Here is a 25,812-nt window from a genome sequence, read left to right as displayed (position 1 = left end):
CACCACCTGACCAAAGGATGACCCGTGGAAAACGTAGCAAGGCCGTGGCCGGCCCTTTGGTCACTGGTAATCGGGTTCTTTATGATCCTGATCGACACCACCATCGTCTCCGTAGCGAATCCCCGGATCATGGAGGGGCTTGGCGCGGATATCAACGCGGTCATCTGGGTCACCAGCGCCTACCTCCTCGCCTACGCCGTCCCGCTGCTGATTACGGGCAGGCTGGGCGACCGTTTCGGGCCGAAGAAGCTGTATCTCGCCGGGCTGGTGGTTTTCACCCTGGCTTCGCTGTGGTGCGGCCTGTCCGGTGACGTCCAAACCCTGATTGCCGCGCGGGTTATCCAGGGCTTCGGCGCAGCCATCATGACACCCCAGACCATGGCCGTCATCACCCGGATCTTCCCGCCGGACCGGCGGGGTGCCGCCATGGCCATCTGGGGAGCCACCGCCGGCGTCGCCACGCTGGTAGGCCCCATCCTCGGCGGTGTGCTGGTGGACGGGTTCGGCTGGGAGTGGATTTTCTTCATCAACGTTCCCATCGGCATCGTCGGGTTCGTCCTCGCCTGGCGGAACGTTCCCTCCCTCAGCACCCACCAGCACCGGTTCGACATCCCGGGCGTGGTGCTCAGCGCCGTCGGACTCTTCCTCCTGGTGTTCGGCATCCAGGAAGGCGAAACCTACAACTGGGGCACCATCATTGGACCGGTCAGTGTGTGGGGACTGATCATCGCCGGCTTTGCCGTGCTGACCGGGTTTGTGGTGTGGCAGCGCTTCAACAAGGGTGAGCCGCTCCTGCCGCTGGGGCTGTTCCGGGACCGGAACTTTTCCCTCGCCAACATCGGTATCACCATGGTGGGCTTCACCGTGACCTCCTTCGGCCTCCCGCTGATCTTCTACTACCAGATGGTCCGTGGCCTGACCCCAACGCAGTCCGCCCTCCTTATGGTGCCCATGGCGCTGATCTCAGGCGGCCTGGCACCGGTGGTGGGGAAGATCGTGGATCGGGTTAACCCGAAGTACCTCGCCGCAGGCGGACTGACACTGATGGCCGTGGCGCTGGTGTGGAACTCCGTCCTGATGCAGCCGGACACCCCCATCCTGATGTTCCTGCTGCCGAGCGCCGTCCTGGGCTTTGCCAACGCGGGCATCTGGGCGCCCCTGAGCACCACGGCCACGCGGAACCTTCCGCCGCGGCAGGCCGGCGCAGGCTCGGGTGTCTACAACACCACCCGGCAGTTCGGTGCAGTGCTGGGCAGCGCCGCCATCGCCGTGCTGATCCAGTCCCGGCTCGCAGCCGAACTTCCCGCGGGCGGACCCGGCGGGGCTGCCGGCGAGGGAATGGCTTTGTCCGGCAGTTTGCCGGAGGCCCTCCACAGCGGCTTCTCGACGGCGATGGGGCAGTCCATCCTGCTGCCCGCCGGGGTGGTACTGGTCGGGGCCGCCGTGGCACTGTTCTTTGCGAAGCCCCAGCCGGTTCAGGGCTGGGGCGGCAGCGGGGCCGTCCCTTCAGCCAAGGTGGACGCTGGTCTGGATTCCCCCGGCTGACAGGCCGAGCTTCCGGGCCAGTGCCAGGGATCCGGTGTTGCTGACATCTGTCCGCCACTGCAGTGTGAGCCCTGCGGACAGCGCCTCGTGCGCCGCGATGGACGCAGCGAGTGAACCCAGGCCCCGGCGCCGCCACTCCGGATCCACCAGGACACCCAGGTGCGCCAGCAGGCCCACCCACTCTGAGTAGGCCCCGCAGGCCAGGGGTACGCGGCGGCCGTCAACCTCATGCACGATGGTGTAGCGGTTTTCGAGGTCAGAGAGGCCAACCTCATTGACGTCATCCGGCGGGCAGCGGCCCTCCAATTCGATGGCCTCCGGGTTGCCGTGCGAAATGGTCATCTCTTCCGATGGCTGCTTCAGGGGCAGATCGTCGGCGAAGAACAACGCGGCAGCACCCAGGCCGTGGCCGCCGTGGGACCGGGTCAGCGTCAGGAGCGTGACGTGCTGGGCCATCTCCTCATCCGGAATGCCCGCAGCGGCGTCAATGACCCACTGCGGACCCACGAGTGCCGAACTGCCAAAGAGCCGCACGAACTCCACGGTCCGCGCCGATTCGTCCGCCCGGACGATCCGCTCGCCGGAGGCCAGGGCAGTTCCGAAGGCGTCGTCGTCGAGTCCCAGGCGCCGGGCCCAGGCAAGCTGGATGATGGCGGCAGAACCGGGGTCAAGTGTCATGCTCCCAGCCTAGGGCGGGCAGGGAGCCCAGCCGAACAGGACACCTTGGCTGTGCGAAACACCTCAGCCGAACAGGACGGCGGCCTCGTCGTACCGGTTCTGCGGAACGGTCTTCAGCTGGCCCAGGGCTTCCTTGAAGCCCACATGCTCGATGTCCGTGCCCTTCAAGGCGACCATGGTGCCCCAGTAGCCTTCCACCACGGAGTCGATGGCTGCCATGCCCAGCCGGGTGGCGAGGACGCGGTCGAAGGCCGACGGTACACCGCCCCGCTGGATGTGGCCGAGGATGGTGGCACGGGTTTCAATGCCGGTGCGGGCTTCAAGTTCCGGGGCGAGCTGGTCTGCGATGCCGCCCAGGCGGGGCCGGCCGAACGTATCCAGGCCACGTTCGGAGTGCGGGGTTTCCATGTGCTCGGGGACGAACCCTTCGGCCACCACTACCAGCGGCGCGCGGCCACGGGCGTGGGCTTCCTTCACCCATTCGGTGATCTGCTCGATGCTGACCTTCTGCTCAGGAATGAGGATGGCGTGGGCGCCCGCGGCCATGCCCGCGTGCAGGGCGATCCAGCCGACATGCCGGCCCATCACTTCTGCGATCATGCAGCGGTGGTGGGACTCGCCGGTGGTCCGGAGCCGGTCGATGGCTTCCGTGGCGATCTGCACAGCCGTGTCAAAACCGAAGGTGTAGTCGGTGGCGTCGAGGTCGTTGTCCACGGTCTTGGGAACACCCACGATCTTCAGGCCGGCGTCGGTGAGGCGCTTGGCCGCGGCCAGGGTTCCCTCACCGCCGATCGCGATGATTGCGTCAATGCCCAGCCGGTCCATGTGGGCTTTGATGACCTCGGGGCCGCCGCCGTTTTCGAAGGGGTTGGTGCGGGAGGTGCCCAGAATGGTGCCGCCCTGCTTGGCGATACCGCGGACCATGGTGCGGGGGATGTTAATGATGTCGCCCTCGACCACGCCGCGCCAGCCGTCGAGGAAACCCACGAATTCGTGACCGTGGATGGCAATGCCTTTGAGGACGGCTCCGCGGATCACGGCGTTCAATCCGGGGCAGTCGCCACCGCTGGTGAGAATTCCAATTTTCATGTCTCTGGCTCAAATCCTGGGAGAAGGTATACAGGCAGAGCGCCACGCTGAGCTCACATAGAGTCTAGTGCGGGGTGTGCGGTACGACACAAACTGGTTACATAAGGTCCCGCCGGAGGATCAGGCCGCAACGCAAGAAGGCCCCCGCTCCAACAAGGAGCGGGGCCTTCTGCTGACAGTCTCAGGGGCGGTCGATGGACCGACGGTCAAGGAACGTCTGGAGCGGGATGACGTTCCGCTGGTCCGGCAGGACCACCCAGGCCAGGAGGTAGAAAATGACGGCCGGGCCGGGCAGCAGGCAGAAGAGGAGGAAAGCGATGCGGACAAAGGCCACATCCACGTTCAGCTTCGCTGCGATACCTCCCAGCACCCCTCCGAGCCAGCGCTCCGGTCCGCGTTTCAGGCCAAGGCCCCTGACGATGCTGAAAAACTTGTCCATGGTTCAAGACTTCCCTGTTGTAGGGCTGTTGTCACGTTTCCGGGCGGAGAGGAGGCCGCCGACCACCAGGGCCGCGCCGGCGCCGATCATCAGTCCGATCAGGACGTAGGTCCCGTTGAGGGTGATGATTCCCAACTGCGCGATGATGATCAGGGCGGCGAGGGCCAGGACAATCAGGCCCCACACCACGGTTCCCACCCGGGCCCCCGAAGGAGGGGCAGAATCGGTGCGTGCCGCCGTCGAACTTCCCGGAACGTACGGGTCCGGAGTTTGGCTGCTCATGTCAGTTACCTTCCTTGATGGTGACGTTGCTGACGGTGCCGTCGATCTGGATCACCAGGTGGCTGCCGGGCTTGTCGGTGTTGTAGCTGCTTTCCCGCGTGGTGGTTCCGCCGCGCTGGCTTCCGCCTTCGGTCAGGTTGCCGAGGGTCATGTCGGCCCGGATGTCCACGGGCACGGTGTCGGGAATGACCACCGTGACGTTGCTCGCCGTGAAGTCCAGCGGGACCACGACGTCGGACTGTAGCGGGGTGGCAAGGGCGAGCTCGGTGAGGTCAACGGTGCCGCGGCCTGCCGTGATGTTCAGTCCGTCGCTGGCCTGCCCGATGCTCGTGGGCGTCCAGTCAACCTGCTGGAAGCGGACCCGGTCGCCGTTATTGCCCACCACGTTGAAGATTCCGCCAATGATCAGGGCAGCCACCGCGAAGAACGACAGGATGCCGGAGGTCCTGCCGCGCAGGCCCAGGATGAGGATCCCGAGGCCCAGGACGGCTGCTGCGCTGGCCCAGGCGATGGCGTTGGTGGAGTCGCCGAGGTCAATGATGTTCGTTACATCCAGCGCTTTCAATCCCGCGCCCACCAGCAGGGCGCTGCCGGCAGCGATAGCGACGGCGGGTGCACCGGGACCCGCGGGGCGGACCTTGGGAGCGGGTGGGGGACCCTGCGGCTGGCGGGTGCCACCGGCACCGCCGTTGTTCCATCCACTGCCGGACCCGCTGCCTCCGTAAGGGCTGCCGGTGAAAGGACCTGTGCCCGCAACGTCCGAGTAAGGGGGAGTGGTTCCAGTGGTAGCCGCTGCCGAGTAGGCGTTGGTGCCGGGGTAGGTTGTGCTGCCGGGGTAGGAGGCCGTGACTGGCCCTGCCGCGCTGGCCGGTGTTCCAACCGCTGCCTTGTTCCGCTGCGCGAGGTAGTAGATCAGGTAGATGGCGCCGCCAACCCAGAAGACGGTCCAGAGGAAGGCACCGAAGCCGCGGTCGCCCCAGCCCCAGAATCCGCCGCCCAGTCCGCCGAAGCCGAGGATGACCGCAATCAGGGAACCGGTCATGCCGCTGGTCCACCTGCCGGCCCCGGCCTCCTGGACATGGATCCTGCCGTCGGGCTCGGGCAGGAACGCCCACGCCAGGCCGTAGGCAAGCACACCGATGCCCGCGAAGAGGGTGAGGACGATGAAGACGCCGCGGACGATCAGCGGGTCAATGCCTAGGCGCTGGGCGATCCCGCTGGAGACACCACCGATCCAGCGGTCCTGGCCTCGCGTGATTCCATGGCTGCGGATCCACCCGAAGAAGTCCGCCTGTTGGTTGGGCATTCCCGCGTAGGCGTAGCTGCCGCTGTTCCGGCTTGAGGTGCCTTGGCCTGAGTAGGGTCCGGCCGACGGCCCTGCGGTGGGCCCGCCGGAGCTGTCCTGCGCCGCGAAGTCCTGGTTGGATTCCTGGGGGGAGTCCTGTGTGGATTCCGGCTCCGGGTTCTGGTCCGACGCCGATGGGGAAGCAGGCGGCAGCAGGGGCTCCGTGGGGTGTTCGTTTTCCCGCTTGGGGAGGGGCTCCGTTGGCTGGCCGTCATCAGGGGTGGGGGTTTGCGAGTTCATACCTCGATCCTTCCGCCCACGGCGGTTTGGCTCTATTGGGGGACACCCTGAACGGTCCCTGAGTGGCCCCCGGTTCCGGCCGGAATACGGTCCGGGCTACCCTGATCCGTGCTTGGATTGATCCATGACAACCGTCCCCGCCCGCCCCCCGCTGGTCCGCCGCAGCGACCGCTTTCTCGCGGGTGTGTGCTCCGGCCTTGCCATTCATCTGGGCTGGCCGGTCAAGAACGTGCGGGTTGCGATGGTCCTGGCCTCGCTGGCCGGCGGGGCCGGCGTCGTTTTTTATGCCTGGTTGTGGATCATGGTGCCAACCGCGGACGAAAGCGCCCGCCGGCAGGCGCGCCGTCCGGCGTCGCCCATTGCCCCGGCTGTGAGCCGCGGGCCCGTGCCCGCCTCCGTTCCCCGGGGGATGGCACCGGCAGGAACTGGAGCGTCCTTGCGTAGCCCTGGAGCGGTGCCGCCCGGAATGGCCGACGGCGGCCGTGGCGCGTCCGCTGCCCCTCCCGGTGCCCGTGGCTACCCAACGGGCGGGCCGGCTCCCGGACATGCTTCCGAGGCTGCCCGGCCGCCCTTGTTCAGGTTCCGTGAGATGCGGTACGGCAAGGAGATCCTGCTGGGCGTCGGGCTGCTCCTGGTGGCGGGCATCCTGGTCGCCCAGCTCCTGGGTGTGGACGTTCCGCTGGGCACCCTGATACCGGCGGCTGCAGTTCTCGGCGGCGCCTCAATTGCATGGATGCAGCTGGATGAAACCCGGCGGGCCGGGCTCGTGGACAAGACCAAAGCGGACCAGGCCGGCGGTTGGGCCAGACTTGCGGCAGGCCTGGCGCTGGTGGTGGCGGGCGTTCTGGTGATGGTGTCCGGATCGGGTTCGTGGGAACAGACCTGGCTGGCGCTGCTGGCTTCCGCGGCTGTCCTCGGTGGGGTGGTCCTGGTCCTGCTTCCGTGGGCGCTGAAATTCTGGCGGGACCTGGAAGCGGAGCGCGCCGGCAGGATACGGGAAACCGAGCGGGCCGAGATTGCAGCCCACCTGCACGACTCCGTGCTCCAGACGCTGGCACTTATCCAGCGCCGTGCCGCCAATGAGCACGACGTCGTCCGGCTGGCCCGCGCGCAGGAGCGGGAGTTGCGGGGCTGGCTGTTCGAGGACCCGGGCAAGGACGCCGGGCAGTTGTCGGACCGGATCAAGGCCGCAGCTGCCGAAGTGGAAGACCTGTTAGGCAACGCGGTCGAGGTGGTCAGCGTGGGAGACACCACCGTTAGCGAGGGCCATGAGGCATTGATCCAGGCCAGCCGCGAGGCCATGCTGAACGCCTCCCGCCACGGCGGCGGGACGGTCTCGGTCTACCTGGAGGCATCCGACGGCCGCGCCGAGGTCTTCATCAAGGACCGGGGCCCCGGCTTCGATCTGCAGGACGTGCCGGAGGACAGGCTTGGCGTGCGGGAGTCCATCATCGGCCGGATGAACCGACACGGCGGCACGGCCACCATCGCCAGCACCAGTGAAGGCACGGAGGTGCGGCTGGGCTTCCCCGCCGCCCCGCAGGACAGCACGGAAGGTAAACCATGAATACAACACAGGAACCCGGTACAGGACCTGTCCGGACCGCCAGGTCAGCAAGGGTAGTCATTGTGGACGACCACGCCATCTTCCGCTCAGGCCTGAAGGCGGACCTCGACCCCAGCATCCACGTGGTGGGGGAGGCAGCCACGGTGGAGCAGGCTATCGCCGTCATTGCGCAGGAGCGCCCGGACGTGGTGCTGCTGGACGTCCACCTGCCCGGCGGCCTCGGCGGCGGGGGCCGCGAAGTCATCGCCGGTTCCGCTGCCCTGTTGTCCACCACCAAATTCCTCGCCCTCAGCGTTTCCGACGCGGCCGAGGACGTTGTGGCGGTGATCCGCGCGGGAGCGCGTGGCTACGTCACCAAAACCATCTCGGGGGCGGAAATCACCGATGCCGTGTACCGGGTTGCCGGCGGGGACGCCGTCTTCTCGCCGCGGCTTGCCGGTTTTGTCCTGGACGCCTTTGGCACAGCCCCCGCGGACATTGCGGACGATGAACTGGACAAACTTTCCGCCCGGGAGCTGGAGGTCATGCGCCTGATCGCCCGCGGCTACAGCTACAAGGAAGTGGCAAAGGAGCTGTTCATCAGCATCAAGACGGTGGAAACCCACGTGTCCGCCGTGCTTCGCAAGCTGCAGCTCTCCAGCCGGCACGAACTGACCAAGTGGGCCGCCGAGCGCCGCCTCCTCTAATCCGACGCCCGCGCACTTTCTGCCGCTTTTTCCTAAACGCCTGCTCACTTGCTGTCGCTTAAACTCAAATGCTCTCTCACCGGGTGAGAGAGCATTTGGGATTTTCCTGCAGGAAATGAGCGAGCGTGCCTACTGGGCCTTCCCGAGGAAGTCCTGCAGCCGCTGGACGCCGGTGGCCAGGTCCTCGTCGCCAAGCGCGTAAGAAAGGCGCAGGTAGCCTGAGGGCCCGAAAGCCTCGCCCGGAACCACTGCCACCTCCACCTCGTCCAGGATCAAGGCTGCGAGTTCGGCGGAGGTCTGCGGCGTGGCGGTGCCGGACGCCGTCGGGAATTCCTTGCCCAGCAGCGCGCGAACGTCCGCATAGACGTAGAAGGCGCCCTTCGGCGTCGGGCATTCCACACCTTCAATGGCGTTGAGGCCGGCGACGATGGCCTTGCGGCGCCGGTCGAACGCGACTTTCATCTCGTCCACGGCGGTCAGCGGCCCGGACACGGCGGCGAGGGCGGCCACCTGGGGGATGTTGGAGACGTTGGACGTGGCGTGGGACTGCAGGTTGGTGGCAGCCTTGATGACGTCGGCCGGGCCGATCATCCAGCCCACGCGCCAGCCGGTCATGGCATAGGTCTTGGCGACCCCGTTGAGGATGACAACCTTGTCGCCCAATTCGGGGGCTGCGGTAGCGATTGAGGTGAAGGGAACGCCGTCGTAGGTCAGGTGCTCGTAGATTTCATCGGTGACAACCCACAGGCCCTTGGCAGCGGCCCACTTGCCGATTTCCGCCACCTTCTCGGGTGAGTAAACGGATCCGGTGGGGTTCGACGGCGAGACGAACAGCAGGATCTTCGTCCTGTCAGTAACGGCTGCTTCGAGCTGTTCCACGGACACCAGGTAGTCCTGCTCCGGGCCGGCAAACACCTCCACCGGCACGCCGCCGGCGAGGCGGATGGCCTCAGGATAGGTGGTCCAGAACGGGGTGGGGACTATAACTTCGTCGCCCGGATCAACCAGGGTGGCGAAGGTGTTGTAGACCGCCTGCTTGCCGCCGTTGGTCACCAGGACCTGGGAAGCGTCGACGGCGTAGCCGGAGTCCCGCAGGGTCTTCTCGGCAATGGCCTTCTTCAGCTCGGGCAGCCCGCCGGCGGGGGAGTAGCGGTGGTACTTCGGCTGGCTGGCTGCTTCGATGGCTGCCTGGACGATGTAGTCCGGGGTGGGAAAGTCGGGTTCACCTGCACCGAAACCAATAACCGGCCGGCCTGCTGCCTTCAGCGCCTTCGCCTTGGCATCAACGGCAAGGGTTGCGGATTCGGCAATAGCGGAAATGCGCTGGGAAACGCGGGCGGCAGACATGGCAGGTCCGTTCTTCGCTTGCAGCCCGGAGGCTGGAATGTGGGATTCGACGTGATCTACTCTATGCTGTTCACCGGACCCTCCGGGTTGCCCGTTTTGATTGTGACTGCCTGCCAGTCAAGGTCATAACTGGTCAGTGGGGAGGGTCGGAAACGGGCTGGTTCGACGAACGCGAAGTTGTTGCGTAGACTGGTTCACCGGTGTTGAAAACACGGATGATGACGTGCGCCCCAGTGGAAATTGGTGGTTCATTGTCGAAGCGTGGAATTCACTCCATAGGGTAGTGGCGCAATTGGTAGCGCAGCGGTCTCCAAAACCGCAGGTTGCAGGTTCGAGTCCTGTCTGCCCTGCGCAAGCTGCCCCGGGCGAAAATCCGGGGCAAGCGCAGCAACCATGGTTCTGATCAGGGCCGGGTAATCCAACATTGCAAAGATGAGCGAGGACCAGGTGACCGAAACAGCTGCCAGCAGCTCCAAGGGCCGCCCAGCTAAGAAGGACGCCAAGGCAAACTTCTTCGCCCGCATTGCACTCTTCATCCGCCAGATCATCGGCGAACTGAAGAAGGTTGTTGCACCAACCCGCAAGGAACTGATCAACTACACGCTCGTGGTGCTGGTGTTCGTCGGCATCATGATGATCATCGTCAGCCTGCTGGACCTCGGTTTTGGAACCGCCGTCAGCTGGATCTTCGGCGGCAGCGTCCCCACGGACAACTAAGGCTGAACCGTCCGCAGGCCGAGTGTTCCATCCGGGAAACCGGAGGGAAACACCGGTGTGCGGAATTGAGCCATTTAAATAGGCATGTTAGGCAATGAGGAAGCAGGAGACCAAGTGTCTGAGCAGGAGCTCGAGGTAACCGAGACTGAGCTGGAAGAGTCCGCGGACATCACGGCAGAAGCCGGTGACGAGTCTGAGGTCGATTCCTCCGCGCCCGAAGCCAGCGACGCCGAGTCTGATGAAGACGTTGAGTCTGACGAGGACGCTGAGGCGGACGACGCCGGCTCCGAGGAAGAGTCCGCCGACGCCCTCGCTGCTGCCGCCGCTAAGGCCGACGTTGACCCCGCCGAGGAGTTCAAGGCCAAGCTGCGCCGCCAGGAAGGAGACTGGTACGTCATCCACTCCTACGCTGGCTATGAAAACCGCGTGAAGGCCAACCTTGAAACCCGCATCCAGACCCTGGACATGGAAGATTACATCTTCGAGATCCAGGTGCCGATGGAAGAAGTCGTTGAGATTAAGAACGCTCAGCGCAAGGTCATCAACCGCGTCCGCATCCCCGGCTATGTCCTGGTCCGCATGGACCTGACCGACGCCTCGTGGGGCGCCGTCCGCCACACCCCGGGTGTCACCGGATTCGTGGGCAACGCCCACAACCCCGTGCCGCTGCGCCTGGACGAGGTCTTCTCCATGCTCGCCCCCGTCTTCGAGGAAGAGCAGGCCGAGAAGGGCAAGCCGGTCAACAAGCAGCACCAGGCTCCCGTGGATGTCGACTTCGAAGTTGGCGAGTCCGTCATCGTCAAGGAAGGCCCGTTCGAGACCCTTCCCGCCACGATCTCCGAGATCAAGGTCGAATCCCAGACCCTCGTGGTGCTGGTTTCCATCTTCGAGCGCGAAACGCCCGTCACCCTGGCGTTCAACCAGGTCACCAAGATCTGACACCCCAAGAATTCGTCCCGGGGCTGCCCGCTTTAGCAGCACCGGAACGGCCGGTCGCCTCGCCATGGCGGCCAAAAACCTGAGGCACGCTCCTGTGCCCCAGGACGTTATTGAGAGAAGGACCCTACATTGGCTCCCAAGAAGAAGGTCACCGGCCTCATCAAGCTGCAGATCCAGGCAGGTGCCGCTAACCCGGCTCCGCCGATCGGTCCTGCGCTTGGCCAGCACGGTGTCAACATCATGGAATTCTGCAAGGCGTACAACGCTGCGACGGAAGCCCAGCGCGGAAACGTCATTCCCGTGGAAATCACGGTCTACGAAGACCGTTCCTTCACGTTCATCACCAAGACCCCGCCGGCTGCAGAGCTCATCAAGAAGGCTGCAGGCGTCGCCAAGGGTTCAGCAACCCCGCACACCGTCAAGGTTGCCAAGCTGACCCAGGCCCAGGTCAACGAGATCGCTTCCACCAAGATGGAAGACCTCAACGCCACCAGCCTCGAAGGCGCAGCGAAGATCATCGCCGGCACCGCCCGCTCCATGGGTATCACCGTCGAGGGTTAATCCCCTCGCTGCCGGATGTCGGCTCGGGAAACCGATCACGACGACGGGCGGCACCGCCGGGAAACCGGCACCACCGAAATTGAAATGTTGGGAACCGGGCACGGATAACGAGCCCGCTCACCAACTGTGGCAGGGCCCAGCGCGGTCCGCAGACCACAACTGCACAAGGAGAAATAAGCAGCATGGCAAAGCGCAGCAAAGCATATGAGGCAGCAGCCGCCAAGATCGACGCGGAAAAGTTCTACGCGCCGTTCGAGGCAGTGACCCTCGCCAAGGACACCAACCCGTCCAAGTTCGACGCCACTGTTGAGGTTGCATTCCGCCTCGGCGTGGACCCCCGCAAGGCCGACCAGATGGTCCGCGGCACCGTCAACCTGCCCCACGGCACCGGTAAGACTGCCCGCGTCCTGGTTTTCGCCACCGGTGACAAGGCTGAGGCAGCAATCGCTGCCGGCGCCGACTTCGTTGGTTCCGATGACCTGATCGAAAAGATCGCAGCCGGCTGGACCGACTTCGACGCCGCCGTCGCCACCCCTGACCTCATGGGCAAGGTTGGCCGCCTCGGTAAGGTCCTGGGTCCGCGTAACCTGATGCCGAACCCGAAGACGGGCACCGTGACCCCCGACGTCACCAAGGCCGTCAACGACATCAAGGGTGGAAAGATCGACTTCCGCGTCGACAAGCACTCCAACCTGCACTTCATCATCGGCAAGGTGTCCTTCGATGCCATCAAGCTGGCTGAGAACTACGCAGCAGCACTGGAAGAGGTGCTTCGCCTGAAGCCGTCCGCTTCCAAGGGCCGCTACATCCAGAAGGCCACCGTTGCCACCACGTTCGGTCCCGGCATTTCCGTTGACCCCAACGTCACCAAGGTTCTGACCGAGGCCTAAATCCTCGTCTGAAGCTTCGCAGTTGATCCTTCCGCTGCACAACCAAACCGCCCGGCGCCCGCGCCGGGCGGTTTGGTGTTTAAGCCCAGGAACCACGCCCGGAGGGGCGAATTCCTGCCTAAGCTGTAGAAATGGCCGAACCGGAAGTGGCACCCGACTTTGGAAAAACCGTTGAGCTGGCGATAACTGCCGTGGACGTCCAGCCGCGGGGCAACGAAACGCCCGCTGGTGCCGGTCCGGTTACCGCCCAATTCCAGGAGTGCCACGCCCTGCGGGTGGAGCACGAGCTCGCCGTCTGGGGCAGCCTGGACCGCTGCGACACGCTGCAGGAGGCTGTGGAGTATTGGCGGGGCAATGAGTATGAGGAACGACGACTGTACCTGGCAAAGATCGGCGCGGTAACCGTGGGCATGTGCTCGGTGACGTTCCCCTTGCGTGAGAACACGCACACCGCCGGCATCCAGGTTCTGGTCGCCCCTGCATACCGGCGCCAGGGCCTGGGCCGTGTCCTTCTGGAGCACGCCGAAGCAGCCGCCCGCGAACGCGGCAGGACGTCCCTTGACGCCTACCACGAAGTGCCGTTGCAGGCTGCGGACGGAGCTGCCCTGCTGCCGGCGAAATCCGGAGCCGGCGGACTGCCGCTTGATGAACCGGCCGTGGCATTTGCCGTTGCCGCGGGCTATGAGCTGGAACAGGTGGAACGGTCCAGCCGCCTCGACCTGCCCGTTGCACCGGAACTGCTGGACCGGCTGGAGGCCGACGCCCCGGCCCGGGCAGCGGAATACACCCTCACCGGCTGGGACGACACCTGCCCGGAGGACCTGGTGCATGCCTATGCCCGCCTCAAGTCCACGATGACCACGGACGTTCCCATCGCCGGGATGGATTGGGAAGGCGAGGACTGGGACGCCGCCAGGGTCCGGGAAGAGGAGAACACGCTGAACCGGAGCGGGGTCCAATCAGCTGTCACGGCCGCCCGGCACAGGGACTCGGGGCAACTGGTGGCCTATACCGTCCTGAACTGGCGTGCCGGCGTGCCGGACACCATCCTCCAGCAGGACACGTTGGTCCTCTCGGAACACCGCGGCCGTCGCCTTGGCATGCTGGCCAAAGTCGCGAACCTGCGGCGCGCCCAGGCAAGATGGCCGTCAGCAAGGTCGGTGCTGACATGGAATGCCGACGAAAACCAACATATGCTGGCCATAAATATCGCACTTGGATTCAAACCCGCAGGTTATGAAGGCGAGTGGCAGAAACGGCTGGGATGATGCGCCTATGGCTTTTGACGTAAAGATCGAGCAGCTTTGGATTCCCGATTCACTGGACGCGCCGGACGCAGCGGACTTCCTCGCCGCCGTCGAGGTGGGCCGGAAGGTTCGAATGCAGACGTGGGGGAGCGACGACCTCGCTTACGGCCCCCTGGAGAAGCTGCTTGAGTTCCAGGACCCGTACGAACGGCAGCTCATTCTTGTCGCCAAGGTGGACGGGGAGATTGTGGGTACGGTCGACATCGCCCTTCCGCTCACGGACAACCTGGACCTGGCCGAATTCACCCTCGATATCCTGCCGGAGTTCCAGCGCCAGGGCGTGGGCCGCCGCCTTCTCCAGGCCGCCGAGCAGTTTGCCCGCGGGGAAGGCCGCACCATGATCCTGGTGGACACGAACCACCCCGGGGCGTCCCTCCATGAGTTTGAACGCGCCCAACTGGTTCCCGGCACGGGGCAGGGCTTCGTGCCGTTGGAGAGCCGTGAAGTCGAGTTCGCACAAAAGACCGGCTACACGCTCCAGCACATCGAGCAGTTCAGCTCCTGCGCGCTGCCCTTGGACACGAAGCTGGTTGCAGACCTGCAGGCCGAGGCCGACGCTGCCAACAGCGGACGGTACCGCCTGCACCACTGGACGGACCGCTGTCCCGACGCTTGGCTGGAAGCCGTGGCCGCCCTTGAGAACCAGGCGGGGGCCGACGTCGACCCCTCCTTGGATCCGCCCGTTGAACAGGACATGGTGCTCGACGGCGACATCCTCCGGGAAGCCGAGGAAGTCGCCATTGCGCAGGGCAGGCGGACGGTGGTCACCGCCGTCGAGCACCTCGCCTCGGGAGCGCTGGTAGGCCTGACCACCATCACGGTGCTGGCGCACCGCGCGGACGTTGTCTTCCAGGACGACACGCTGGTGCTGCAGGAGCATCGCGGGAACAAGCTGGGCCTGCTGATCAAGGTGGCCAATATGGAGCGGCTCACCGAGCAGTTCCCGGACGCGCGGATCATCTACACCTGGAACGCGCCGGAGAACCGGTACCTCCTCACCGTCAACCAGCAGCTGGGTTTCCAGACGGCAGGGGTGACGGGAATCTGGCAAAAGGAGCTCCCGCACCTGCACACCAGCACCAGCTGAGCCCCGATTTGGCGCCAGTGGTGGCTCTCCCGTAGACTTGAAGGACCAAAGACCGTCGGTTGTTGGAAATCCACTCTCTCGAACATGGCTCAACTCTGCAGTTGTGCGCGGGGGAAGCAGTGGCTTTCTGGACGAAGGACCCTGAACGTAGGGCGACCGGCGCAGGTGAACGAAGCCAAGTTCCACGGAATCTCCGTGTCGAGCCAAGCCCCGTGCATCTGCGCGGGGCGTTTTTTAGTTTTAGCTCACCTTGAGCGGGGACCGTCGCATACCGGCACTATCCCCGGAAGGAGGGTTATGGCAACGCCTGCAAAGGTTTCAGCAGTAGCTGAGATCACTAACGATTTCAAGGAATCGAACGCCGCTGTCCTGACCGAATACCGTGGGCTCACAGTTGCACAGATCAAGCAGCTGCGTGTTTCTCTCGGCCAGGACACCAAGTTCTCGGTCGTCAAGAACACCCTGACCGCCATTGCAGCCAAGGAAGCCGGCGTCGAAGCATTCGACGGCCAGCTTGCCGGCCCCACTGCAATCGCGTTCATCAAGGGTGACGCAGTTGCCGCTGCCAAGAGCCTGACGGATTTCGCCAAGACCAACAAGCAGCTGGTTATCAAGACCGGTTACTTCGAGGGCAAGGCACTGAACGCCAGCGAGGTTGCCGCACTGGCAGCACTCGAGTCCCGTGAGCTGCAGCTCGCCAAGGTTGCAGGTGTCCTCAAGGCACCCGCCGCCGCTGCTGCACGCATCATTGACGCACTGCGCCTCAAGCTTGAAGAAGAGAACGGTGCACCGGCAGCTGCCGAGGCGCCTGCCGCTGAAGAATCTGCTGATGCTTCAGCCGAAGCAGTAGCCGAAGCTCCCGCAGCTGACGCTCCCGCAGCCGAAGAGAACTAATTCTCTTCACCCCACCAGACTCCGGTGTGACGCGTGGCTCCGTGCCGCTGAACACCACAACAGGAAGGACGCCTACCATGGCGAAGCTCAGCAACGAAGAGCTCATTGAAGCTTTCAAGGAACTGACCATCATCGAGCTCTCCGAGTTCGTCAAGCTCTTCGAAGAGACCTTCGAAGTTACCGCTGCTGCTGTAGCTGTTGCTGGCCCCGCCGGCGCTGCTGCAGAAGAGGTTGAAGAGAAGACCGACTTCGATGTCGTCCTCGAATCTGCCGGCGAAAAGAAGATCGCAGTGATCAAGGAAGTTCGCGCCATCACCTCCCTCGGCCTCAAGGAAGCCAAGGACCTGGTTGACAGCGCACCCAAGGCTGTTCTCGAAGGCGCCACCAAGGAAGCTGCCGAGAAGGCCAAGGAGCAGCTCGAGGCTGCAGGCGCTACCGTTACCCTCAAGTAACAACGCCTTTTCCTTTGAAAGCCCCGTCCACGTTTGTGGGCGGGGCTTTCTGCGTTCCAGCGCTACTTAGTTGGGGCGGGACGGATCAGGCGGGATCGCTGATATCCGCGACGACGGCGTGCAGCGCGCCCGTGAGGGCATCGGCGTCCACAAAGGCGCTGTAGCCGTGCGCCCCTGCGCCCATGGAAATCCGCCGGCCCCTGATGGTGGCATCGGCGTACACCGGCCACTCGTTGGTGCTGCCAAGCGGGGTGATGGTGCCGCGTTCATAGCCGGTTGCGACCAGCGCCACGTCCGCGGTCGGCAGCTAAAGCTTGTTGACGCCCACAAGGTTCCGCAGCTTGGGCCAGGAAATCTGGCGGTCACCGGGGATCAGCGCAAAGAGGAACGAGCCGTCCTTGTGCTTGACCACCAGCGACTTCACGATGTCCGCGGGCGTGATGCCCAGGATGCCGGCCGCCTCTTCCAGGCTTTTCGCAGCCGGCCTTTCCACTACGTCCACCTGCAGTCCCCGGGCTGCGGCGTCGGAAAGGAACCTGTCCCTGCCGGCGCCGCCTTGAGGCAGAGTGCCCGCCCCGGTTTCGTCTCCCATCAGTCGCGGTACAGCAGGAGCGCTTCGCCCTGCCCGCCGCCGCCGCACAGGGACACTGCTGCCTTGCCCGTTCCGCGCCGCTTGAGTTCGTGTGCGGCGTGCGCTGCCAGGCGGGCGCCGGATGCGCCGATGGGATGGCCCAGTGCGATGGCACCGCCATGGATGTTGCACTTCTCCAAGGGGTAGTCCAGGTCCTGCAGCGACTGCACTGCCACGGATCCGAACGCTTCATTGATCTCGATGAAGTCCAGGTCCGCGGTGGTCCAGCCCGCACGGCCAAGGGCGTTCAGGATGGCGTTGGACGGCTGGGAATGCAGCGAGTTGTCCGGCCCGGCAACCTGGCCCGGCTTGCCGACGACTGCCAGGTATTCCAGCCCGTGTTCCTCGGCAAAGGCGCGGGAAGCCAGGACCAGGGCGGCGGCGCCGTCGGACAGGGGAGAGGAGTTGCCGGCGGTAATGGTGCCGTCCGTGACGAAGGCAGCCCGCAGCCCGGCCAGGGACTCAACGGAGGCGTTGGGGCGGACCCCCTCATCCGTGGAGACAACCAGCGGATCGCCCTTGCGCTGCTTCACGCTAAGGGGCACGATCTCGTCGTCGAACGTGCCGTTCTTGGCCGCCAGCGCCGCGCGCTGGTGCGACTGGGCGGCGACGTTGTCCTGGGACGTCCTGTCGATGCCCAGCGCAAGGTTACGGGTCTCGGTGGACAGGCCCATTGACTGGCCGTCAAAGGCATCGGTGAGTCCATCGTGCGCAGCAACGTCCAGGGCCTGGATGGCGCCGTAGGTCCACCCCTGCCGCGACCCGGGCAGCAGGTGCGGTGCCCGGGTCATGGACTCCTGACCGCCCGCCACCACCACGGACGCCTCCCCGCCGCGGATCATGCGGGCGGCGTCGATGACCGCCGTCAGCCCTGAGAGGCAGACCTTGTTCACGGTCACGGCCGGAACATTCCAGCCGATTCCGGCGCTGATGGAGCTTTGCCGTGCGGGGTTCTGCCCGGCGCCTGCCTGGAGCACCTGTCCCATAATGACGGCGTCCACCTGGCCTGCGTCTACACCGCTGGCCTCCAGCGCTGCCTTGATGGCGTGCGCGCCGAGATCGACGGCAGTAAAGCTCGCCAGCTGCCCGTTGATCCGGCCCTGCGGAGTACGGACTGCTGCAAGTATGACAACGTCAGTGTTGTCTGCGGAGTTGCCCATGTGTATCTCTTCCGATCTGTTCCGTTGTAGGCCACCAAGGCTATCGTGACGCTCGTCACCCAACTATTCAAACGCCCCGGCCGCTATGTGCATTCCGGCAGGGTCCGGCTTCGCGGACTGCGGGAAGCCGCCTTGGAAGTCGCCGCGAGCCAGTCCGCAAAACCGGTGCTTGCAATCGCGACGGATGTGGGGTAGACATGTAGGTTATTTTGCCGTATCGTAGATATTTGCGTCTTCCCTGTTTACCTTCAGCCTTCATATAGCGGTGGGCTTTCGCCTGGCAGCTGGCAATCAACGTGCCGTCAACAACGTCACAGCATAGTCAGCACCGGCCCCGGGTCATATAGCGGAACCGGATGGTAGCACTGCGGAGCATTCCGCAGGGTGCACAGCGGGGGAGATCTGAAAACGCCTGAAGGTCTGTGGAAGGATCCCTCTTGGTCGCCTCGAGCACCTCTAATAACGAAACCGCTAACACCGCCGACAGCACTGATGGTGCCACTCGCCGGCTCTCATTCGCAAAGATTCACGAACCCCTTGACGTTCCGAATCTGCTTGCCCTCCAGACGGACAGCTTCGACTGGCTGGTCGGAAACGAACGCTGGCAGGCACGCGTAGCGAAGGCCGTCGAAGAAAACGATCTTAGCGTCGCCACCACGTCCGGTCTCTCGGACATCTTCGAAGAGATCTCCCCGATTGAAGACTTCCAGGGCACCATGTCCCTGAGCTTCTCCGATCCGGAGTTCGCTGACCCGAAGTACACCATGGCCGAGTGCAAGGACCGGGACGCAACGTACTCGGCTCCGCTGTACGTCAAGGCCGAGTTCATGAACAACAACACGGGCGAAATCAAGCAGCAGACCGTGTTCATGGGCGACTTCCCGCTGATGACCGAGAAGGGCACCTTCGTGGTCAACGGCACCGAGCGTGTCGTCGTCTCCCAGCTGGTCCGTTCCCCGGGCGCCTACTTCGAGCGTGCCGCCGACAAGACCAGCGACAAGGACATCTTCACTGCGAAGATCATCCCGTCCCGCGGCGCCTGGTTCGAGCTCGAAATCGACAAGCGTGACCAGGTCGGCGTTCGCCTCGACCGCAAGCGCAAGCAGTCCGTCACCGTCCTGCTGAAGGCCCTTGGCTGGACCGAAGGCCAGATCCTCGAAGAGTTCGGCCAGTACGACTCCATGCGGGCAACCCTGGAGAAGGACGCCACCGAAACCCGCGAAGACGCATTGCTGGACATCTACCGGAAGCTGCGCCCGGGCGAGCCGCCCACCGTTGAGGCTGCCCAGTCCCTGCTGGACAACCTGTACTTCAACTCCAAGCGCTACGATCTGGCCAAGGTTGGCCGCTACAAGATCAACCGCAAGCTTGGCATCGACCGCTCCCTTGGCGACAAGGAAGCTTCGGTCCTGCACGTTGAAGACATCGTTGCCATGATCAAGTTCCTCGTCGCGCTGCACGCCGGCGAGAAGACCACCAAGGGCATCCGCGATGGCCAGGAAGTGGACCTGCGCGTCGAAATCGACGACATCGACCACTTCGGCAACCGCCGCATCCGCGCCGTCGGCGAGCTCATCGAGAACCAGGTCCGCACCGGCCTGTCCCGTATGGAGCGCGTTGTCCGCGAGCGTATGACCACTCAGGACGTTGAGGCCATCACGCCGCAGACCCTGATCAACATCCGCCCCGTGGTCGCAGCGATCAAGGAGTTCTTCGGAACTTCCCAGCTGTCGCAGTTCATGGACCAGAACAACCCGCTCTCGGGCCTGACCCACAAGCGCCGCCTGTCGGCCCTTGGCCCCGGTGGCCTCTCCCGTGACCGCGCCGGCATGGAAGTCCGTGACGTGCACCCGTCCCACTACGGACGTATGTGCCCCATCGAAACCCCTGAAGGCCCGAACATCGGTCTGATCGGTTCGCTGGCATCGTACGGACGCATCAACCCGTTCGGCTTCATCGAGACGCCGTACCGCCTGGTCAAGAACGGCGTGGTTTCCGACGACGTCCAGTACCTGACGGCCGACGACGAGGCTGAGGTGCTGATCGCCCAGGCCAACGCGCCGCTGGACGAGAACAAGAAGTTCGCCGAGGACACCGTCCTGGTCCGTGCACGTGGTGGTGGAGGCGAGCCTGTCCTGGTTCCCGCCGAGGACGTCGAGTTCATGGACGTTTCCCCGCGCCAGATGGTGTCCGTGGCTACCGCCCTGATCCCGTTCCTCGAGCATGACGATGCAAACCGCGCACTCATGGGTGCCAACATGCAGCGCCAGGCCGTGCCGCTGGTCCGTTCCGAGGCTCCGTTCGTGGGCACCGGCATGGAGCGCGCTGCAGCCGTCGACGCCGGCGATGTCACCATCGCGAAGAAGGCCGGTGTGGTTACCGAGGTCTCCGCTGAGCTGGTCATCATGCTCAACGATGACGGCACGGAAACCAACTACCGCATCAACAAGTTCGCGCGCTCCAACCAGGGCAACTGCTACAACAACCGCGTCCTGGTAAACGAAGGCCAGCGCCTGGAAGTTGGCGGCATCATCGCCGACGGCCCGGCAACGGACCAGGGCGAGCTCGCCCTTGGTAAGAACCTGCTCGTGGCATTCATGTCATGGGAAGGCCACAACTTCGAGGACGCCATCATCCTCTCGCAGCGCATTGTTGCCGAGGACGTACTTTCCTCCATCCACATCGAGGAGCACGAGATTGATGCCCGCGACACCAAGCTTGGTGCCGAGGAAATCACCCGTGACATCCCCAACGTGTCCGAGGAAGTCCTTGGCGGCCTGGACGAGCGCGGCATCATCCACATCGGTGCCGAGGTTGAAGCAGGGGACATCCTGGTCGGAAAGGTCACCCCGAAGGGTGAAACCGAGCTGACCCCGGAAGAGCGCCTGCTGCGCGCCATCTTCGGTGAGAAGTCCCGCGAAGTCCGCGACACCTCCCTCAAGGTGCCCCACGGCGAGTCCGGTACCGTCATCGGCGTGCGCGTCTTCGACCGCGACAACGACGACGAGCTGCCCCCGGGCGTGAACCAGCTGGTCCGCGTCTACGTGGCTGCCAAGCGCAAGATCACCGACGGCGACAAGCTCGCCGGCCGCCACGGCAACAAGGGTGTTATCTCCAAGATCCTTCCGATCGAGGACATGCCCTTCCTTGCCGACGGCACCCCCGTTGATATCGTCCTGAACCCGCTGGGTGTCCCGGGCCGTATGAACGTGGGCCAGGTGCTCGAAACGCACCTCGGTTGGGTTGCCAAAACCGGTTGGAAGATCGAAGGCGAGCCCGAGTGGGTCAAGCAGCTGCCGAACCTGCCGCGCGAAAGTGGCCAGACCACTGTTGCAACGCCGGTGTTCGACGGCGCCCGCGAAGAGGAAATCACGGGCCTGCTGGACTCCACCAACGTGACCCGTGACGGCCAGCGCCTGATCGACTCCTCCGGCAAAACCCGTCTGTTCGACGGCCGCTCCGGCGAGCCGTTCCCGGATCCGATCTCGGTCGGCTACATGTACATCCTGAAGCTCCACCACCTGGTGGACGACAAGATCCACGCGCGCTCCACCGGCCCGTACTCCATGATCACGCAGCAGCCGCTGGGTGGTAAGGCACAGTTCGGTGGCCAGCGCTTCGGTGAAATGGAAGTGTGGGCGCTCGAAGCTTACGGCGCCGCCTACACGCTCCAGGAACTCCTCACGATCAAGTCTGATGACATCCATGGTCGTGTGAAGGTCTACGAAGCCATCGTCAAGGGCGAGAACATCCCCGAGCCAGGTGTTCCCGAGTCCTTCAAGGTCTTGATCAAGGAAATGCAGTCGCTGTGCCTGAACGTGGAAGTCCTCTCCACGGACGGAACCACAATTGAAATGCGTGACTCTGATGACGCAGTCTTCACCGCTGCGGAAGAACTGGGCATCGATCTGTCTCGTGCAGAGCCCAGTTCGGTAGAAGAGGTTTAGCAGGGGACTTGCGACGGCGGGTTCGCACCCGCCGGAGCAAGTCACCTCCCTCTTCCCGTAACCCAAGACTTCAGAATTTAGAGAACAAGAGAGAACAGGGACCATATGTCCAGCGAATCCTCCTTCGGCCTCATGCAAATCGGCCTCGCAACCGCGGAAGACATCCGCGGCTGGTCTTACGGCGAGGTTAAGAAGCCGGAAACCATCAACTACCGCACCCTCAAGCCCGAGAAGGACGGACTCTTCTGCGAGAAGATCTTCGGCCCGTCCCGGGACTGGGAGTGCTACTGCGGCAAGTACAAGCGCGTGCGCTTCAAGGGCATCATCTGCGAGCGTTGTGGCGTTGAAGTCACCCGCGCAAAGGTCCGCCGCGAACGCATGGGCCACATTGAGCTGGCTGCTCCCGTCACGCACATCTGGTACTTCAAGGGTGTTCCCTCCCGTCTGGGCTACCTCCTTGACCTGGCACCGAAGGACCTCGAAAAGGTCATCTACTTCGCTGCCTACATGATCACCAGCGTTGACGAAGCTGCCCGCCACGAGGAACTGCCCAACCTGCAGGTTGAGCACGACATCGAGAAGAAGCAGCTCATCGACAACCGCGACTCCGACATCGCGGCGATCGCCCGCGACCTCGAAGGCGAAATTGCCCGCCTTGAGGGTGAAGGCGCGAAGGCTGCCGACAAGAAGAAGGCCCGCGACTCCGCCGACCGCCAGATGGCCAACGTGCGCAAGCGTGCCGACGCCGATATCGAGCGCCTCGAGCAGGTCTGGGACCGCTTCAAGAACCTCAAGGTCGCAGACCTCGAGGGTGACGAAGGCCTGTACCGCGAGCTTCGCGACCGCTACGGCATGTACTTCGAAGGCTCCATGGGTGCCGAAGCCATCAAGAAGCGTCTTGAAAACTTCGACATGCAGGCCGAGTCGGACCTGCTGCGCGACATCATCGCCAACGGTAAGGGCCAGCGCAAGACCCGTGCCCTCAAGCGCCTGAAGGTGGTCAACGCGTTCCTGACCACCAACAACAGCCCGCTTGGCATGGTCCTCGACGCCGTCCCGGTGATCCCGCCGGAACTGCGCCCCATGGTCCAGCTGGACGGCGGCCGCTTCGCGACCTCTGACCTGAACGACCTGTACCGCCGTGTGATCAACCGCAACAACCGCCTCAAGCGACTGCTTGACCTGGGTGCTCCGGAGATCATCGTCAACAACGAGAAGCGCATGCTTCAGGAAGCTGTTGACAGCCTCTTCGACAACGGCCGCCGCGGCCGTCCGGTCACCGGACCGGGCAACCGTCCGCTGAAGTCCCTGAGCGACATGCTCAAGGGCAAGCAGGGCCGTTTCCGCCAGAACCTCCTCGGCAAGCGCGTCGACTACTCCGGCCGTTCGGTCATCGTCGTCGGCCCGCAGCTGAAGCTGCACCAGTGCGGTCTGCCCAAGCAGATGGCCCTGGAGCTCTTCAAGCCGTTCGTGATGAAGCGCCTGGTTGACCTCAACCACGCGCAGAACATCAAGTCGGCCAAGCGCATGGTTGAGCGTTACCGTCCGCAGGTTTGGGACGTGCTGGAAGAGATCATCACCGAACACCCGGTGCTGCTCAACCGTGCACCTACCCTGCACCGCCTCGGCATCCAGGCGTTCGAGCCGCAGCTTGTTGAAGGTAAGGCAATCCAGCTCCACCCGCTGGTTTGTGGCGCCTTCAACGCCGACTTCGACGGCGACCAGATGGCAGTGCACCTGCCGCTGAGCCCCGAAGCCCAGGCTGAAGCCCGCATCCTGATGCTGTCCTCGAACAACATCCTGAAGCCCTCCGACGGACGCCCGGTCACCCTGCCCTCGCAGGATATGATCATCGGCCTCTACCACCTGACCACCAAGCGTGCCGGTTCAGCTGGCGAAGGCCGCGTCTTCGCGTCGGTTTCGGAAGCCATCATGGCGTTCGACGCCCGCGAGCTGCACCTGAACTCGCAGGTCAAGATCCGCCTCGAAGGCTTCGTGCCCTACGCAGGCTGGGAAGCTCCGGAAGGCTGGGAGCAGGGTCAGCCTGCACTCGTCCAGACCTCCCTGGGTCAGGTGCTCTTCAACGAGACCCTGCCCGAGGACTACCCCTGGGTTGAGGCTGTGGCAGACAAGGGCGAGCTGTCCCGCATCGTCAACGACCTCGCCGAGCGCTACCCCAAGGTTGTCACCGCGGCAACGCTGGACAACCTGAAGGATGCCGGTTTCTACTGGGCCACCCGTTCAGGCGTCACGGTCGCCATCTCGGACATCGAGGTTCCGGCCGCAAAGCCGCAGATCCTCGCCGGCTACGAGGAGCGGGCCGCCAAGATCCAGGGCCAGTACGACAAGGGCCTGATCGACGACGACGAGCGTCGCCAGGAACTGATCGAGATCTGGAACAAGGCAACCAACGAGATCGCCCAGGCAATGCGCGACAGCCTGTCGCCGATGAACACCATCAACCGCATGGTGTCCTCCGGTGCACGTGGTAACTGGATGCAGGTTCGCCAGATCGCGGGTATCCGTGGCCTGGTGGCCAACCCGAAGGGTGAAATTATTCCCCGTCCCATTAAGTCCTCCTACCGTGAGGGCCTGTCGGTTCTGGAATACTTCATCGCCACGCACGGTGCCCGTAAGGGTCTGGCTGACACCGCGCTGCGTACCGCCAACTCGGGTTACCTGACCCGTCGTCTGGTGGACGTGTCCCAGGACGTCATCGTCCGCGAGGAGGACTGCGGCACTGAGCGTGGCCTGGTCACGCCCATCGCCGTCGCCGATTCCAACGGTGAGCTGGTACTGGACGAGAACGTCGAAAACAGCGCTTACGCACGTACGCTGGCTGTCGACGTCGTGGACTCCGAGGGCAACGTTCTCGCAGCCGCCGGCACCGACTGCGGTGACGTAGTCATTGCCGAGCTGTTCGCGGCGGGCATCACCGAGGTCAAGGTCCGCTCCGTACTCACCTGTGAGTCCAGCGTCGGCACCTGCGCCCTGTGCTACGGCCGTTCGCTTGCCACCGGCAAGACCGTGGACATCGGTGAAGCCGTGGGCATCATCGCTGCACAGTCCATCGGTGAGCCCGGTACCCAGCTGACCATGCGTACGTTCCACACCGGTGGTGCAGTTTCTGCCAGCGGTGGCGACGACATCACCCAGGGTCTGCCCCGTATCCAGGAGCTCTTCGAAGCCCGTACTCCCAAGGGTGTTGCGCCGATTGCAGAAGCAGCCGGCCGCATTACCATCGAAGAGTCCGAGCGACAGATGCGCCTGGTCATCACGCCCGATGACGGAACTGAAGAGATCGCCTACCCGGTCCTGCGCCGTTCACGCCTGCTGATCGAGGATGGCGACCACGTCACCGTCGGCCAGAAGCTGATCAACGGACCCGTGGATCCCAAGCAGGTCCTGCGCATCATGGGTCCCCGTGCGGCACAGAAGTTCCTGGTGGACGAGGTCCAGGGCGTGTACCGCAGCCAGGGCATCGGTATCCACGACAAGCATGTCGAGGTTATCGTTCGCCAGATGCTGCGCCGCGTCACGGTCATCGAGTCCGGCGAATCGGACCTGCTGCCCGGCGAGCTCGCCGAGCGCAGCCGCTTCGAGGACGCCAACCGCCGTGTTGTGTCCGAGGGCAAGGCTCCGGCTTCCGGACGTCCTGAGCTCATGGGCATCACCAAGGCGTCGCTGGCCACCGAGTCCTGGCTGTCCGCAGCTTCCTTCCAGGAGACCACCCGCGTCCTGACGCAGGCGGCCATGGAAGGCAAGAGCGATCCGCTGCTCGGCCTCAAGGAAAACGTCATCATCGGTAAGCTGATCCCGGCCGGCACGGGCCTCCCGCGCTACACCGAGGTCACCGTCGAGCCCACTGAAGAAGCAAAGGCCAACCTGTTCACCGGCCCCAGCGCATTCAGTGACTTCTCGTACGACACCCTGGGCGGCGACGGAGCTCCTGAGTTCCACGCCATCCCGCTGGATGACTACGACCTGGGCAACGACTTCCGGTAAGAGC

Annotated in this window: 20 protein-coding genes, 1 tRNA gene and 1 pseudogene; 14 read left to right on the top strand and 8 right to left on the bottom strand. The window is 64.2% G+C overall.

What is annotated here, in order from left to right; genetic code table 11:
* Positions 1-24 precede the first annotated feature (24 nt).
* The gene (locus AC50X7_RS05890; protein WP_494978121.1) at positions 25-1,545 is read left to right on the top strand and encodes a DHA2 family efflux MFS transporter permease subunit; all 1,521 of its coding nucleotides are present in this window, start codon (positions 25-27) and stop codon (positions 1,543-1,545) included.
* Here the strand turns inward: AC50X7_RS05890 and AC50X7_RS05885 are convergent.
* The 5 genes from AC50X7_RS05885 to AC50X7_RS05865 form a co-directional block, all read right to left on the bottom strand.
* Entirely contained in the window at positions 1,507-2,223 is a 717-nt protein-coding gene (locus AC50X7_RS05885; protein WP_307094322.1) for a GNAT family N-acetyltransferase, read from the bottom strand. The two genes, AC50X7_RS05890 and AC50X7_RS05885, sit on opposite strands and share 39 nt — an antisense overlap.
* A 63-nt stretch (positions 2,224-2,286) precedes the next feature.
* Positions 2,287-3,312 carry an ATP-dependent 6-phosphofructokinase gene (locus AC50X7_RS05880; protein ID WP_494978120.1) on the bottom strand — a complete coding sequence of 342 codons (1,026 nt, stop codon included), beginning with the start codon at positions 3,310-3,312 and terminating at the stop codon, positions 2,287-2,289.
* 181 nt (positions 3,313-3,493) lie between these two features.
* Positions 3,494-3,751 carry a PspC domain-containing protein gene (locus AC50X7_RS05875; protein ID WP_104042559.1) on the bottom strand — a complete coding sequence of 86 codons (258 nt, stop codon included), beginning with the start codon at positions 3,749-3,751 and terminating at the stop codon, positions 3,494-3,496.
* A 3-nt stretch (positions 3,752-3,754) separates the two neighbouring features.
* Positions 3,755-4,033 carry a hypothetical protein gene (locus AC50X7_RS05870; RefSeq protein ID WP_494978119.1) on the bottom strand — a complete coding sequence of 93 codons (279 nt, stop codon included), beginning with the start codon at positions 4,031-4,033 and terminating at the stop codon, positions 3,755-3,757.
* Position 4,034: 1 nt separating this feature from the next.
* On the bottom strand, positions 4,035-5,618 hold the full coding sequence (locus AC50X7_RS05865) for a PspC domain-containing protein (protein WP_494978118.1): 1,584 nt from the start codon (positions 5,616-5,618) through the stop codon (positions 4,035-4,037).
* 124 nt (positions 5,619-5,742) lie between these two features.
* Here AC50X7_RS05865 and AC50X7_RS05860 point away from each other — a divergent pair, with 124 nt between their 5' ends.
* The gene (locus AC50X7_RS05860; protein ID WP_494978117.1) at positions 5,743-7,185 is read left to right on the top strand and encodes an ATP-binding protein; all 1,443 of its coding nucleotides are present in this window, start codon (positions 5,743-5,745) and stop codon (positions 7,183-7,185) included.
* Positions 7,182-7,871, top strand: a complete 690-nt coding sequence (locus AC50X7_RS05855) for a LuxR C-terminal-related transcriptional regulator (protein WP_494978116.1) — start codon at positions 7,182-7,184, stop codon at positions 7,869-7,871. Before AC50X7_RS05860 ends, AC50X7_RS05855 begins: the two co-directional genes overlap by 4 nt.
* A gap of 129 nt (positions 7,872-8,000) precedes the next feature.
* On the opposite strand, the gene AC50X7_RS05850 is transcribed toward AC50X7_RS05855, so the two are convergent.
* Positions 8,001-9,218, bottom strand: a complete 1,218-nt coding sequence (locus AC50X7_RS05850; protein WP_494978115.1) for a pyridoxal phosphate-dependent aminotransferase — start codon at positions 9,216-9,218, stop codon at positions 8,001-8,003.
* Between the two features lie 277 nt (positions 9,219-9,495).
* Between AC50X7_RS05850 and AC50X7_RS05845 the strand changes: the two genes are divergently transcribed.
* From AC50X7_RS05845 to rplL, 9 genes are all read left to right on the top strand, one after another.
* A tRNA-Trp gene (locus AC50X7_RS05845) sits at positions 9,496-9,568 on the top strand.
* A gap of 82 nt (positions 9,569-9,650) precedes the next feature.
* On the top strand, positions 9,651-9,935 hold the full coding sequence (secE, locus tag AC50X7_RS05840) for a preprotein translocase subunit SecE (RefSeq protein ID WP_307094329.1): 285 nt from the start codon (positions 9,651-9,653) through the stop codon (positions 9,933-9,935).
* A gap of 114 nt (positions 9,936-10,049) precedes the next feature.
* Positions 10,050-10,874, top strand: coding sequence for a transcription termination/antitermination protein NusG (gene nusG / locus AC50X7_RS05835; RefSeq protein WP_494978114.1), 825 nt, complete (start codon positions 10,050-10,052; stop codon positions 10,872-10,874).
* 129 nt (positions 10,875-11,003) lie between these two features.
* Positions 11,004-11,435: a 50S ribosomal protein L11 gene (gene rplK, locus AC50X7_RS05830; RefSeq protein WP_003803853.1), complete on the top strand. Its 432-nt coding sequence runs from the start codon at positions 11,004-11,006 to the stop codon at positions 11,433-11,435.
* 182 nt (positions 11,436-11,617) lie between these two features.
* Complete coding sequence (gene rplA / locus AC50X7_RS05825) at positions 11,618-12,325, top strand: 50S ribosomal protein L1 (RefSeq protein WP_163161877.1); 708 nt, start codon at positions 11,618-11,620, stop codon at positions 12,323-12,325.
* Between the two features lie 131 nt (positions 12,326-12,456).
* Positions 12,457-13,593 (top strand): GNAT family N-acetyltransferase, encoded by a 1,137-nt coding sequence (locus AC50X7_RS05820; protein WP_494978113.1) that lies wholly within the window; start codon positions 12,457-12,459, stop codon positions 13,591-13,593.
* Positions 13,594-13,600: 7 nt separating this feature from the next.
* On the top strand, positions 13,601-14,719 hold the full coding sequence (locus AC50X7_RS05815) for a GNAT family N-acetyltransferase (RefSeq protein ID WP_307094332.1): 1,119 nt from the start codon (positions 13,601-13,603) through the stop codon (positions 14,717-14,719).
* A gap of 297 nt (positions 14,720-15,016) precedes the next feature.
* Complete coding sequence (gene rplJ / locus AC50X7_RS05810; RefSeq protein ID WP_307094333.1) at positions 15,017-15,613, top strand: 50S ribosomal protein L10; 597 nt, start codon at positions 15,017-15,019, stop codon at positions 15,611-15,613.
* A 77-nt stretch (positions 15,614-15,690) separates the two neighbouring features.
* A complete protein-coding gene (gene rplL / locus AC50X7_RS05805) occupies positions 15,691-16,065 on the top strand; it encodes a 50S ribosomal protein L7/L12 (protein ID WP_307094334.1) in 375 nt (124 codons plus the stop codon).
* Positions 16,066-16,150: 85 nt separating this feature from the next.
* Here the strand turns inward: rplL and AC50X7_RS05800 are convergent.
* Together AC50X7_RS05800 and AC50X7_RS05795 are read right to left on the bottom strand one after the other, a co-directional pair.
* Positions 16,151-16,657, bottom strand: a pseudogene (locus AC50X7_RS05800) (aminoacyl-tRNA deacylase).
* Entirely contained in the window at positions 16,657-17,856 is a 1,200-nt protein-coding gene (locus AC50X7_RS05795; protein WP_494978112.1) for an acetyl-CoA C-acetyltransferase, read from the bottom strand. Before AC50X7_RS05795 ends, AC50X7_RS05800 begins: the two are co-directional and overlap by 1 nt.
* Positions 17,857-18,293: 437 nt before the next feature.
* Here AC50X7_RS05795 and rpoB point away from each other — a divergent pair, with 437 nt between their 5' ends.
* Together rpoB and AC50X7_RS05785 are read left to right on the top strand one after the other, a co-directional pair.
* Positions 18,294-21,803: a DNA-directed RNA polymerase subunit beta gene (gene rpoB, locus AC50X7_RS05790; protein ID WP_307094337.1), complete on the top strand. Its 3,510-nt coding sequence runs from the start codon at positions 18,294-18,296 to the stop codon at positions 21,801-21,803.
* Positions 21,804-21,908: 105 nt separating this feature from the next.
* A complete protein-coding gene (locus tag AC50X7_RS05785; RefSeq protein WP_494978111.1) occupies positions 21,909-25,808 on the top strand; it encodes a DNA-directed RNA polymerase subunit beta' in 3,900 nt (1,299 codons plus the stop codon).
* Positions 25,809-25,812: the final 4 nt, after the last annotated feature.

This window comes from Pseudarthrobacter sp. Hb11 (assembly GCF_059383655.1).
This window is presented reverse-complemented; position numbering and strand designations above follow the sequence as displayed.